The organism is Entomomonas moraniae (genome assembly GCF_003991975.1).
Taxonomy (GTDB): domain Bacteria; phylum Pseudomonadota; class Gammaproteobacteria; order Pseudomonadales; family Pseudomonadaceae; genus Entomomonas; species Entomomonas moraniae.
Window position 1 is genome coordinate 2,868,432 of sequence record NZ_CP029822.1, and the last position, 13,517, is coordinate 2,881,948.

Consider the following 13,517-nt stretch of genomic DNA (forward strand, 5'->3'; position numbering starts at 1 on the left):
GTATGATCAATATAGTCTTTTTTATTTTAGTAATTTAAACATAAAACTTTATGAAAATTACATGAAGTATTGTTATTAAGCTATGGTAATTTGGGAGTGATTTTATTATTATGGGACTTTAGTCTATATTAAGTTGGCTACCATGTACTCTTCTAAATCCCTCCTATTTTTTGTGCCATTAATTACTTTTACATCTTTTGTTTATGCCGACAAGAGCTACGTTGATGCTGATTTTTCTTCAACAGCAAGTGCCATTCAAAGTAATAGTACGACTGGTAATGTAACAATTAATACTACAAATGCTTCAACTCCTCATATTGTGACAAATGGGTATGGTCTTGAGGTTTTAGACGGTACTAGCTTTAATGTTAATAATACCAATGACTTTACAATTGATGGTTCTTGGGGCATTAGAGTATTGAATAGTACTGGCAGTGGTATTAGCCAATTAATGTTAAATGGCCCAGGTAATTTGGTTATCAATAGTTCTGGTCAACGTGGTATTTTTGTTGGTAGAGACAGTGAGCTAATCAGTGACTCTAAGGTATTGATAAACGCAAATATGGCAGGTATTTGGGGATATGACTCTGGACGTATGACTTTTAACAAAGAGGTTGATATTACTGCCAATAACTACGGGGTTATTGTTCAGAAAGCCGACCCTAGTATGGCAGACCCTACTATTACGTTTAATGGTAAAGTAGCTATCAATATTCTAGGTTCAGGGTCTGCTGTTGTTGCACAAGGAGTTCCTATACCTGGTCAAGGTATTAATGCGCAAGGTGGTAAAATTGAGTTTAAGAATGGTTTAGAAGCAACTACTGCTGATGGCAATGTTATTGAGTCTACAGATAGTACTCAGGTGATAGTTAATGGAGATAGCTATTTAACATCCAGTAATGGTACATCAATGGTTGCCCTTGCTGCTGATTATGGGCAAATAGATATCAATGACAAAGCTATAATAAATGGTCATGTTGCGGGTATTGATAATGGCGTTGTCAATTTAAACTTAACCGCAGGCTCTATTATTACAGGAGCGATGACAACTAACTCTGGTACTGGGCAGGTTAATGTTAATATGGCTGGCGGAACTTGGAATATGACAGAAAGTTCTGATATTACCTCATTAGCATTAAGTAATACCCAAGTAAAATTTACTGATACTAATTTTAGTAAGTTAACGAGTAAATCATTATCAGGCAACGGCAATTTTACATTAAAAACTGATATTGTAGCTGGTCAGGGGGATAAACTTGTTATTACTGATAGTTCGTCAGGAAGTCACTCTATTACAGTTAATAATCAAGGCAGTAGCCTGACTAATGGCACTGAAAAGTTAACAGTTGTTGAAACGGGAGATGGAGGAGCTAATTTTTCATTAGCTAACTCTGTGGAACTGGGTGGTTTTGAGTATGGTTTACAAAGAGCTACCGCCGATTCAAAAAATTGGGAGTTAGTGGGGAGAGGCCAAAAAACATCTACAGCGGAAGCAAGCATCAGTTTTTTAAATTCGGCTTATTTACTTAACTACATAGATACTCAAACTTTATTTCAGCGCATGGGAGATTTAAAAGCAGTTAATGGTCAAGAGGGTAATTTCTGGATAAGAGGATATGGTGGTAAATTAAATTCGTTTAATAGCAATCAGCTTCATGGATTTGACATGAATTACAATGGTTACCAGTTAGGTATAGATAAACTCTTAGAAATAAGCAATGGCAATCTCTATCTTGGAACTATGCTAGGTTATACGCATGCTGACCCTGATTATAAAAGGGGAAATGGCACAGTAAAAGATTACAATGCTGGATTATATGGCACCTACATAGATAATACTGGTTTTTATGTTGATGCGGTTGCAAAATATATGTACATGCGTAATCGCTTTGATGTCATTGATACTGCTGGTCGTACTGTCAAAGGTACTGCAAAAAATCAAGGCTATAGCCTTTCCATTGAAGTTGGTAAGCGCTTTGCCATTAGTAACACTGCTTTTTATATAGAGCCCCAATCGCAACTAACTTATAGCTATATGGGTGACTCCACTACACATGCTTCAAATGGGCTCAAAGTAAAGCTCAATAGTTATAATTCAACACTAGCCAGAGCTGGAGCCGCAGTAGGATATCAAGTGAATAATGCTCAAAACCCCATTGATATCTATATTAAGGCAGGCTATGTCAAAGAGTTTTCTGGTAAAACTTCGTATAAGTTAAATCAATACAAAGAAAAATATAATTTTAGAGGTGGCTGGGTTGATAGCGCTGTAGGCGCGAATGTACAGCTTAATAATCGTCATAATATTTATGGTGAAGTCAGCTATGCCAATGGCGACCGCTTTGATAAACAACAAATTAATTTAGGTTATCGCTATCAGTTTTAATTAATCTAACATCAATAAATAAGGTAACTCAACACTTTATTTATTGATTCTGCAGTTAAGTATAGTGTGAAGATTAACAGAGTTTAATGGGCTTTTCCGCCCAGTGAATTAAGTTACCATTTAGAACTTAAGCCCTATTTCTAAACTAGCAAAGTCTCTGTCTGCCCACGTATTATAACGACCGCCAAAAAAGTTAGTATAGTTGAGGCTTACATAATAAGTTCTCAGATATTCTGCTTTAAGTCCTAAACTTAAAGCTTTACGCCCCTCAACAAAAGTAGCTTCATTGCTAGGGGAGTAGCCTTGGATATCATGCAGCCAGCTTATGCTTGGTTTAAGAGAAAGTCGTGAGATGAAAATGTTTTGGTAATCCCACTCCCCGCGTATTCTGTAGCCCCATGAAAAGCGTGTAGTAAAGCCATTTTTTTCACAATAGTTTGTCAGGGCTGAACAGTTATAGGCATTGCCAAAGACTGCATCTCTTCCATAGAGTGTTTGGTTATCAAGCCCTGCTACGTAAACCATGCCTATGGCTGAGGTTAGCTTAAATTCTTCTGCGCCCATGGCTTCATTAGCCGTTTGGGTAATACTGGTTTGGAATTGGCTAACACGCTTTCGGTCATACCCCTTAATTGTTTGATTAGCAATGGATGCTATTGGGCCGTTAGTTGTGGTATTAAAAAGTTCAACAGGGCTAACTTGGATGGGCATATTGGGGCGGTAGCTGAACTCCCCGCGCCATGTTAAATCAGCACGGATATCTTTATTAAAACTAACGCCATAGAGGTGAATATTCTCAGGGTATTTCATAAAGTAACTACTATTACCTGCTAACCAACTAGGTGTTAGTTGTGCCAGTCCTGCCGCTTGGTTGATAGCACTTTGACTGGCTGTTCGGCCATTAATAAATGCTGTTCGGCTATGATAGTTGATGGCATAAAACCCGAGATCAGCTCCTAGGGGTTCTGCATAGTAATTGATGGCAATACCAAATTGCCCTGATGTTTTAGGGCGTTGGTCTTTAGTTTGTCGCACTAGAATACCCTCTGGCGTAATATTGAGGCCATTGAGTGCATTTAAATCACCCGCTGAGAGCTGGTTACTTCCTTCGAGTACACGAAGATTGTTAGAGCATCCATGAGTCGTATAGTCTGTCATTGCGAAAAAGGAGTTACAATTCGCATCGGCATCAGGCCTCCAGTCTAACTGATAAAATAAATCAGTAGAGAGCTTATCGGTTAATTGCTGAGAGAAAGACAATAGGTTGACAGGAACACGCTCAGCTCTTGTATCCATATCAGGGCGCCAACCTTCTCGATAATCCATTGGATTGATAATATTAATGCCACCTAAAAAAAATTGTTCTTCACCCCAGTTGAGGTATTGTCTACCAAGCTTAATCGTTCCTTGTTTGCCTTGAATCTGGTAGTGGTGATAAATGAAGGCTTCTTGCCATTGTGCACCTGATCCACGTGAGTTGCTGTAACGACCGCGATCACTGATATTAGCAAATGCTTGGTGTTGGTTCTTCTCGACAAAATCGTACCAGTATTGAGCACTAACGACTAACCCATAATCTTGGTATTTAAGGTGTAAGCGATTTTTACCTTTGAGTAAGCGAGAGAAACTATCACCTTTTTTAAAATTTAAGCGATTATTATCACTTGTACTAGCAAAGCCTCTCCCACCATTACTGCTGCCAATAAAGTAATGATCAGGTTTAGTGGTTGCCCATTGGTTTTTTAAGGAGAGCTCAGTATCTAATTGGCCCTCAATAGAGCCTATGCTGATAGGGAGTGCAAGAACATTTGAACAAGCGAATAGTAAGGAGCTAACCGTGAAAGGTAACTTATATGACGGCATTGTTTGAGTTCCTTTCTATTGCATCAGATTTGCCGCCCAGTAGTGCTGGGCGGTAGATCTATTAGTCTTCTAATGTTCCCATGGCTGTTGTATTGAAGCCACCATCAACATAAAGGATTTCACCTGATATACCTGATGCTAAATCAGAGCATAAGAAAGCTGCTGCATTACCTACTTCATCAATCGTTACATTACGGCGAAGAGGGGTTTGACGCTCATTTGCTGCTAACATTTTACGGAAGCTTTTAATGCCTGATGCCGCTAATGTACGGATAGGGCCTGCAGAAATAGCATTAACACGAATACCTTCAGGGCCTAAACTACCTGCTAAGTAACGAACACCGGCCTCAAGGCTGGCTTTTGCCATACCCATTACGTTGTAGTTAGGCATGGTACGTTCAGCACCAAGGTAAGATAAGGTTATTAACGAACCGTTACGGCCTTCTAACATTTTACGGCCCGCTTTAGCTAAGGCTACGAAGCTATAAGAGCTGATATCATGAGCAATTTTGAAACCTTCACGTGTTGTTACACTGGTAAAGTCTCCATCTAGTTGATCACCAGGTGCAAAGCCAACTGCGTGAACGATAATGTCTAGGCCATCCCATTTTTCACTAAGGTCAGCAAAGACTTGATCAATTTGCTCATCGCTGGCAACATCACATGGAAAGCAAAGTTCTTTGCTTGAACCCCAACCCTCAGCAAACTCCTCTACACGTCCTTTTAACTTGTCATTTTGATAAGTAAAAGCAAGCTCAGCTCCTTCACGGTGCATTGCTGCTGCAATACCAGATGCGATTGATAATTTACTAGCTACGCCAACAATTAGCGCACGCTTACCTGTTAAAAAACCCATAATTTATTCCTCTTTTGGAATGGTTGTCTCGTTATTGATTGGAGTTAAAAAAGCAGCCTCCAACAATTGTTTTGTATAAGGATGTTGTGGAGCAGAAAAAAGTTGCTCTGTAGAGCCTTTTTCTACAACGTGTCCAGACTTTATGACCAATAGCTGATGGCTAAGTGCTTTTACCACGGCCAAGTCGTGACTAATAAATAAATAAGCAAGATTATACTTCTCTTGGAGCGTTTTAAGAAGCTCTACTATTTGTTTTTGTACCGTACGGTCTAATGCTGAGGTTGGTTCATCTAATAAAATAAGCGAGGGTTTTAATACTAGTGCGCGTGCAATAGCAATCCTCTGACGTTGTCCTCCTGAAAACTCATGGGGATAACGGTTTATACTATCAGGGCTTAAGCCAACTTCATGCAAAACGTTAATGATAGCAGTTTCTTGCTCTTCTCGCGAACCTATGTGATGAATTTTAAGCCCTTCTCCAATAATTTGCCCTATAGATAAGCGTGGACTTAAACTGCCGTAAGGATCTTGGAAGACAACTTGCATTTGTCGACGGATCGGGCGCATTTGGCTTTGGGAGTATTGAGCGATATTTAAACCTTGAAAGTTTATTCTGCCTTGGCTTTTTAATAACCTTAATATCGCTAGCCCTAAACTAGATTTGCCTGAGCCACTCTCACCGACAATGCCCAGTGTTTCTCCTTGGCGGAGAGTGATATCAATCCCGTCAACAGCTCTGAAGTAGTCTTGTTGTCGGCTAAGTAGCTTTTTAGGTAAGGGAAACCAGACTTTTAAATCATCAACTTTCAGGAGTTCCGCACCTAGTTTTCTAGAGGAGGGTGTTCCTGTTGGTTCAGCGGCAAGTAGTTCTTTTGTATAGGGTTGTTGGGGGGTAGAAAATAGTTGTTCACAATCGGCTTGCTCAATAATTTTTCCATCTTTCATGACAAACACATAGTGAGCAAGACGTTTAACTATATTTAAGTCATGGCTAATAATTAGTAATGACATTCCAAGGCGTGCTTGTAGTTCTTTAAGAAGTTCTAAAATTTTTAATTGGATTGTGACGTCTAAAGCGGTTGTTGGCTCATCGGCAATTAATAATTCAGGCTCACAGGCCAATGCCATGGCGATCATTACCCGTTGGCGCTGTCCTCCTGAAAGTTGATGAGGCAGTGAGTTGAGTTTTGTTTCAGGCTTCTCTATGCCTACGAGGGTTAAAAGCTCAATAATACGTTGTTCGGCTTTCTTTCCCCTTATCCCTTTATGTAAATAAAGCACTTCTCCGATTTGTTTGCTGATTTTATGGAGAGGATTAAGTGATGTCATTGGTTCTTGGAATACCATCGCAATTCGATCGCCTCGAATAGCGCGCATGCTTTTGATGGGGAGTTTTAGCAGGTCTTTATTGTCGTAAATAATTGTGCCGGTGGGGGTTTTAGCTGTATCAGGTGGTAACAGGCGTAAAATAGAATAAGCTGTCACAGATTTACCAGAGCCACTTTCACCAACCAGTGCAACTGTCTTGCCTCTAGGAATATTAAAACTAATATTATCTACTACACGGTGTACGTTATTTTCTGTCGTAAACTCGACAGAAAGGTCATGAATTTCCATTAAGTTGTCGGTCATTCTTATCTCCTTGGGTCGAACGCATCACGCGCCGCTTCACCAATGAAAACAAGCAGTGACAGCATAATGGCTAACACTGAGAATGCACTGATACCCAGCCATGGGGCTTGTAGATTCTCTTTTCCTTGTTTAACTAGCTCACCTAAAGAGGGGGCTCCTGCCGGTAAACCAAAACCAAGAAAGTCTAACGAGGTGAGGATGCCAATAGCACCTGTTAATATAAAGGGCAAGAATGTCATGGTAGATACCATTGCATTAGGTAATATGTGTTTAAACATAATACCGCCATTACGCATTCCTAAAGCACGAGCTGCTCTGACATACTCAAGATTACGCCCTCGTAAAAATTCAGCGCGAACGACATCGACTAAGGTCATCCATGAAAATAGTAGCATGATGCCTAATAACCACCAAAAGTTAGGCTGGACAAAGCTAGATAAAATAATGAGTAGGTATAGCATGGGAAGACCTGACCAAATTTCAATAAAGCGTTGGCCTATAAGGTCTACCCAACCACCATAATAACCTTGAATAGCCCCTGCAATAACGCCAATAAAAGCGCTAATGAGGGTGAGTGTTAATGCAAAAAGTATAGAAATACGAAAACCATAAATAATACGTGCTAAAACATCTCGGCCTTGGTCATCTGTTCCTAACCAGTTTTGTAATGATGGAGGCGAGGGTGCAGGTTCTTTGAGATCGTAGTTAATGCTTTGGTAGTTAAAGCGAATGGGCGGCCAAATCATCCATCCCCCTTTTTCTTCAATTAACTTTTGAATATAGGGGCCTTTGTAGTTTGCTTCTAATGGAAGCGGATTATCACCACCAAAAATATCTTCATTGTAGCGAACAAAAATTGGGAAGTACCAATGGTTGTCATAGCGAAGGACAAGCGGCTTATCATTAGCAATAATTTCAGCCACTAAGCTAAAAATAAAAAGGGTGATAAAAATCCATAAGGATATCCAGCCACGTTTATTTGCTTTAAATTGTGCGAATCGGCGTTGATTAAGGGGAGAAAAGTGGTTCATAAGTAGCATGTTAGTGTTCCCTGTTTGCAAAATCAATACGAGGGTCTACTAGGCAATAGCACAAATCACTTAATAGCTTCATGAGAAGACCTAACAGGGTAAAAATAAACAGTGTGCCAAATACGACGGGGTAGTCGCGGTTGATAGCAGACTCAAAGCTTAAAAGTCCGAGCCCATCTAAGGAGAAGATGACCTCAATCAGCAGAGAGCTTGTAAAGAAAAGTCCCATAAATGCACTAGGAAAACCCGCAATAACAATTAACATGGCATTTCTAAAAACATGACCGTATAGCACTTGTTTTTCGGAGAGCCCTTTGGCACGCGCGGTGATGACATACTGTTTGCTGATTTCATCCAAGAAACTATTTTTAGTTAAAAAGGTGAGTGTGGCGAAGTTACCAATAACCAGTGCTGTGATAGGTAGCGCGAGATGCCAGAAATAGTCTTTTATTTTTTCAAATAAGCTGAGGGTATCAAAATTATTAGAGACAAGACCTCGCAGTGGAAACCAGTCGAAATAACTCCCCCCCGCAAAAAGGATGATCAATAAAATGGCAAATAAAAAAGCGGGGATTGCATAACCAATAATAACAATGCTACTGGTCCAAATATCAAATTTGCTATTGTGTCGTACTGCTTTGGTAATTCCTAAGGGAATAGAAACGAGGTACATAATTAATGTACTCCACAGCCCTAATGAAAGGGAGACGGGCATTTTCTCTAAGATAAGGTCAGTGACTTTGGTATCTCTATAGAAGCTATTGCCCAAATCGAAGGTAGCATAGTTTTTGACCATGATCCAAAAGCGCTGTGTTGCGGGTTTGTCAAAGCCATACATTTTTTTGATGTCTTCAACTAAGTCGGGATCTAAACCTTGCGCTCCTCGATAACCACTGCCTGATTTAACGTCGCCTCCACCACCGGTCGCTCGGCTTGCTGCTCCCCCTGATGTGTCTAAGCCTTCTAATTTAGCAATCGTTTGTTCAACGGGGCCTCCAGGGGCGGCTTGAATGATGACAAAGTTTAATAAAAGAATACCAAATAAGGTTGGAATAATGAGTAGTAGTCGCCTTAATATATAGTCTGACATAGGTAATATTCCTAGTTTTTTATCTTATCGCTATGGGTTGGCATAGCGTTAGATTTTGGTTGGTCAGTTGGTATATCAAGTGACCACCATGTATAAAGACCATAATCATAATCTGGCGCTTTAGTGGGTTGTCCAAATTTATTCCAGTAAGCAATCCGCCATTTGTCTGTATAGTAATTCCAAACAACATAGTGTCCCCACTGTAATACTCTGTCTAATGCTCTAGTATGCAAGATTAAGCTTTCTCTTGAGTCTGCTTGAATCAGCTGTTCAACCAGTTGATCTACCACAGGGTCTTTTAAGCCAATAATGTTTTGGCTACCAACAACATCGGCGTTGAATGATGACCAATAATTTCGTTGCTCGTTCCCCGGTGAATTGCTTTGCCCCCAAATATAAGAAACCATGTCATAATCATGTGATCGGATACGGTTGATGTATTGGGAAAGATCGACGCGCCTGATTTCCATATCAATACCAATTTCAGCTAGATTGGTTTTAAAAGGCAATAATACACGCTCAAGGTTTGTTTGGAACATTAGAAACTCAAAAGAAAGTTGTTTACCGTCTTTATCAACCATTTTGCCATCTTTGATTTCATAACCTGCCTCTTGTAAAAGGCGATAAGCTTTTCGTTGTTGTTCACGAATAATACCTGAGCCATCAGATTTTGGGGCTGTAAATACGGTGGTAAATACTTCTTCTGGAATTTTGCCTCTATAGGGTTCTAGAATTGTCAGCTCTTCTGCTGTAGGGAGCTCATGCGCTGCCATTTCTGAGTTATCAAAGTAACTGCTAAGGCGCTTATAGCTATTATAAAATAATTGGCGATTTGACCATTCAAAATCAAACAGTAAGCTGATAGCTTCACGAACTTTTTCATTTTGAAAGATAGGGCGACGAATGTTAAATGCAAAACCTTGAATAGCGGCAGGGTTATGATTAGTGATTTCTTTTTTTATTATTTTACCTTCTTTTAGTGGCTTGCTTTGGTAACCTGTAGCCCAACTTTTGGCTGAGTACTCAAGATTAAAGTCAAATTGCCCTGCTTTGAATGCCTCTAAAGCAACAGCCATGTCACGATAATAGTCAATAATGATTTTGTCAAAATTATAAAAGCCTTTGACGGCTGGTAAATCTTTTGCCCACCAGTGTTTTACGCGCTCATAGTGGATGCTTGCATTAGGTTTTACTTCAGATATCTTATAAGGACCACTTCCTAATGGGGGCGTGAGAGATGTGGTATTAAAGTTTTTATCTTGCCAGTAGTGTTTGGGGAGTATGGCAATGTCGCCCACTATCATTGGGAGTTCACGATTATTTTTGACTTTAAATGTGAATAATACCTGATGATTATTTTCTATAATGACTTTATCAACATCTGCATAATATTGGCGATAAAAAGGATGACCTTCTTTGCGAATAAGATTGAACGTATAGGCAACGTCTTCAGCAGTAATGGGGTGCCCATCATGAAATCTGGCTTCTTTTCGTAGATAGAAACGTACCCAACTAGAGTCGGGTGCTTTATCCATCTTTTCTGCGATAAGCCCATATTTTGTGTTAGGCTCATCAAGGGATGGAGCCATCAAAGTGTCATAAATGAGATTAAGTTGATCGGCAGAAGTGCCTTTAGCAATGAATGGGTTGAGTGAGTCAAAACCGCCATTGCTTGATAATCTGAGAGTTCCCCCTTTGGGTGCGTTAGGGTTTACGTAGTCAAAAGATTTGAAGTTAGCAGGGTATTTAGGTGTTTCATTATAAAGTGTCATTGCATGCTGGGGTCTTGCTTGGGTAAGCATACAAAAAGTGCTGAGTACAACGCATATAAAGAAGGATAAAAAGTTCTTTGTTTTTAATTCCATGTGTTATCCATTTTTAATCATGTGCTGTATAGACCTTTGCTATAAATAGTGTGTTGACTATTTGCCAAAATGATTCTAGAAATACCATTTAAAATCCTGTTATGATACCTCATTCATTATAGTAGTCATAGTTCCTTTGTTTTCTTTATTGTTACGATGATTGCCAACATTTTTGGTGAGTTAATATCTTGTAAAAAAAAGAAAGGAAAAAATATTATTACTTCTTGATTATCCATACTATAACATTAATTATAATAAGATTAATTATAAAGGGGAGAGGGTTTTTTAATGCAACGTGTTTTAAGTTTTTTTTCGATTGTTTTTCTTGCTGTGTCGATCATGGTAGTGAGTTTTGATGCCGAGGCAAGACGTTTTGGTGGTGGGCGTTCTTTTGGGAAAGCGCCTTCACATCAAACTCGTCAAGCAACGCCTAACCGGCCAGCAAATCAACCTAATAATCCACAAGCAGCACCTGGTAGAAGTTGGATGGGGCCTCTAGCGGGTTTAGTGGCAGGAGGCTTATTGGCTTCTCTGTTTATGGGGGGCGGTTTTAGTGGTATAAACTTCTTTGATATTATTATTGTTGCATTGTTAGCATTTTTTGTTATTCGCTTTATAAGAGGCCGAATGAACCCACAACAACAAGGGGTTAATAGCAACATCAATGCTTATCAAGATCAGTCTACCCAGCAGCCTATTTTTGGCACTCAAAGGGCTACCTCATCGGTTGCTCCTGTTATTAATGCTCCAGCTTGGTTTAATGAAACGGCTTTTCTTTCCGCCGCAAGAGACCATTTTATGGCACTGCAAGAGCATTGGGATGCCAACGAAATGGATAAAATAGCTGAGTATGTTACGCCAGAAATATTAACTTTCTTAAAACAAGAGCGTACTGAGGAAGGAAGTGGTTATCAATCAACTTATATTGATGATTTAAATGTGGTTTTAGATGGTGTTGATGATACACCGGAAAAAACAATAGCAACATTAACCTTTACAGGCGTTGCTAAAACATCGCGTTTTGATCAAGGCGAAGCATTTAATGAAAGCTGGCGGATGGAGCGTGAACAAGGTGAAAATAAACCTTGGTTAGTGGCGGGTATTCGTCAAAATATGTAGTATGATTTTTAACGGTAATTTACTTATTTTAAAATGAAGTAAATTACCGTTTTTTATGTCTGTTAAGTGACTGCTTTTACCTTTTTAAAAATAGCACTTAAGCCATCTCTACGTGAACTTGAGAGTTGTTTAACCAGTCCTAATTGTTGAAACCAATCGTCTAAATCAATTTCGTTAATTTCTTTTGCGGTTAAGCCATTAATGCGTGTTAGCAATACAGCAAGTAGCCCTTGTATTAGCCGTGCCTCACTGGTTGCTTTAAAATACCATTGATCATCTTGCTTTGTACTCACTAACCACACTTGACTTTCACAGCCTTTGACTTGATTTTTGTCCGTTTTTTCAACTTCTGTAAGTGGGGATAGGTTCTTCCCTAATTGCATTAGTAATCGCATTTTTTGTTCCCAACTTTTGTTTAGCTGGAATGTAGAGAAAAGATTTTGAGCATCTAGGTTCATGTTAATAACTCTATGGCTTTATCTAAAGCATCAAAGAAACATTGTAGGTCAGCACTATTATTGTAGAGTGCTAATGAAACACGGATAGCGCCATTTAATCCCAGTGTTTGATATAAAGGCATGCAGCAATGTTGCCCTGCACGAATAGCTATATTTTGTTCTGCTAATAAATGGCTTATATCGCTCGGGTGCATTCCTTCTATATAAAAACTCACCAGTGATGAATGAGGGTTACCTAACACATGAATAGATTTTCTTTGTAAAAGCCCTGTCAATAATTGATGGATTAATGCTTGCTCATGGGCAGTAATATCAGTTCTATTTTGTGCGTTTAGGTAATCAATAGCTGCGCCTAAGCCTAATACTGCCCCAATGGCACTTGTTCCAGCTTCAAATCCCAATGGCGCAGGATAAAACTGTGCTGTCTCGTAGTCTGCTGACTGTACCATTTCCCCTCCAAACTGCCAGTGGTTAAGTTTAGTGAGGCTGCCTGCTTTTCCATAGAGTATGCCAACACCTTCAGGTGCAAAAAGCTTGTGTCCAGAAAATACATAAAAGTCACAGTTAAGTTGGGTGACATTGGTGGGGTGATGCACAATACCTTGAGCACCATCAATAACGGAGAGTGCATTAAATTTCTTAGCTAGTTCAATGATTTGTTTGATAGGTTGCAATGTACCAAACACATTTGACATTTGACTAATAGCGACAAGCCTTGTTTGATTTGTTATGAGTGTTTCTGCAATCTCTAAGTCTATAATACCTTCTTGTGTGAAGGGGAGTACGATGAGTTTAAGACCTTTGCGTTTAGCTAGTTGTTGCCATGGTAATAGATTGGCATGGTGTTCGAGTGCGCTGATTACAATATTTCCAGTATTTGGGAGATAGCTTTCTAGGCCATAGGCGAGTAAGTTAATACTTTCAGTGGTACTGCGTGTGAATATGAGTTGATCGCTTGATTGTGCATGTAAAAAATCAGCTACTTTTTGGCGTACATTTTCAAATCCGCGAGTGATCTTTGTTGCTAGCGGGTATTGAGCACGATGAATATTCGCACAGCCTTGTTGGTAATATTGGGTAATGCAATCAATCACCATATTTGGCTTTTGTGTAGTCGCAGCGCTATCTAGCCATGTTAACTTATCATTGCTAAAGTTACACAAGGCTGGAAAATCAAAGCGCCAAGGGGATTCTAATAGTGTTTTATAGCTCATCTA

At 39.5% G+C, this 13,517-nt stretch carries 10 protein-coding genes; 2 read left to right on the forward strand and 8 right to left on the reverse strand.

Annotated elements, in window-relative coordinates:
* Positions 1–142: 142 nt before the first annotated feature.
* Positions 143–2,386 (forward strand): autotransporter outer membrane beta-barrel domain-containing protein, encoded by a 2,244-nt coding sequence (locus DM558_RS13335; protein ID WP_127164433.1) that lies wholly within the window; start codon positions 143–145, stop codon positions 2,384–2,386.
* Positions 2,387–2,506: 120 nt separating this feature from the next.
* Here DM558_RS13335 and DM558_RS13340 read toward each other — a convergent pair whose 3' ends face one another.
* The 6 genes from DM558_RS13340 to DM558_RS13365 form a co-directional block, all read right to left on the reverse strand.
* On the reverse strand, positions 2,507–4,249 hold the full coding sequence (locus tag DM558_RS13340) for a DUF1302 domain-containing protein (RefSeq protein ID WP_127164434.1): 1,743 nt from the start codon (positions 4,247–4,249) through the stop codon (positions 2,507–2,509).
* Positions 4,250–4,310: 61 nt separating this feature from the next.
* The gene (gene fabI, locus DM558_RS13345) at positions 4,311–5,105 is read right to left on the reverse strand and encodes an enoyl-ACP reductase FabI (protein WP_127164435.1); all 795 of its coding nucleotides are present in this window, start codon (positions 5,103–5,105) and stop codon (positions 4,311–4,313) included.
* A gap of 3 nt (positions 5,106–5,108) precedes the next feature.
* A complete protein-coding gene (locus DM558_RS13350) occupies positions 5,109–6,737 on the reverse strand; it encodes an ABC transporter ATP-binding protein (RefSeq protein WP_127164436.1) in 1,629 nt (542 codons plus the stop codon).
* A gap of 2 nt (positions 6,738–6,739) precedes the next feature.
* A complete protein-coding gene (locus DM558_RS13355) occupies positions 6,740–7,768 on the reverse strand; it encodes an ABC transporter permease (RefSeq protein ID WP_127164899.1) in 1,029 nt (342 codons plus the stop codon).
* Between the two features lie 10 nt (positions 7,769–7,778).
* On the reverse strand, positions 7,779–8,858 hold the full coding sequence (locus DM558_RS13360; RefSeq protein ID WP_127164437.1) for a microcin C ABC transporter permease YejB: 1,080 nt from the start codon (positions 8,856–8,858) through the stop codon (positions 7,779–7,781).
* 11 nt (positions 8,859–8,869) lie between these two features.
* Positions 8,870–10,723, reverse strand: a complete 1,854-nt coding sequence (locus DM558_RS13365) for an extracellular solute-binding protein (RefSeq protein WP_127164438.1) — start codon at positions 10,721–10,723, stop codon at positions 8,870–8,872.
* Between the two features lie 288 nt (positions 10,724–11,011).
* Between DM558_RS13365 and DM558_RS13370 the strand changes: the two genes are divergently transcribed.
* Entirely contained in the window at positions 11,012–11,842 is an 831-nt protein-coding gene (locus DM558_RS13370; RefSeq protein WP_127164439.1) for a TIM44-like domain-containing protein, read from the forward strand.
* A gap of 62 nt (positions 11,843–11,904) precedes the next feature.
* On the opposite strand, the gene DM558_RS13375 is transcribed toward DM558_RS13370, so the two are convergent.
* Complete coding sequence (locus tag DM558_RS13375) at positions 11,905–12,300, reverse strand: SufE family protein (protein ID WP_127164440.1); 396 nt, start codon at positions 12,298–12,300, stop codon at positions 11,905–11,907.
* A complete protein-coding gene (locus tag DM558_RS13380) occupies positions 12,297–13,514 on the reverse strand; it encodes an aminotransferase class V-fold PLP-dependent enzyme (RefSeq protein WP_127164441.1) in 1,218 nt (405 codons plus the stop codon). The genes DM558_RS13375 and DM558_RS13380 overlap by 4 nt, the downstream gene beginning before the upstream one ends.
* Positions 13,515–13,517: the final 3 nt, after the last annotated feature.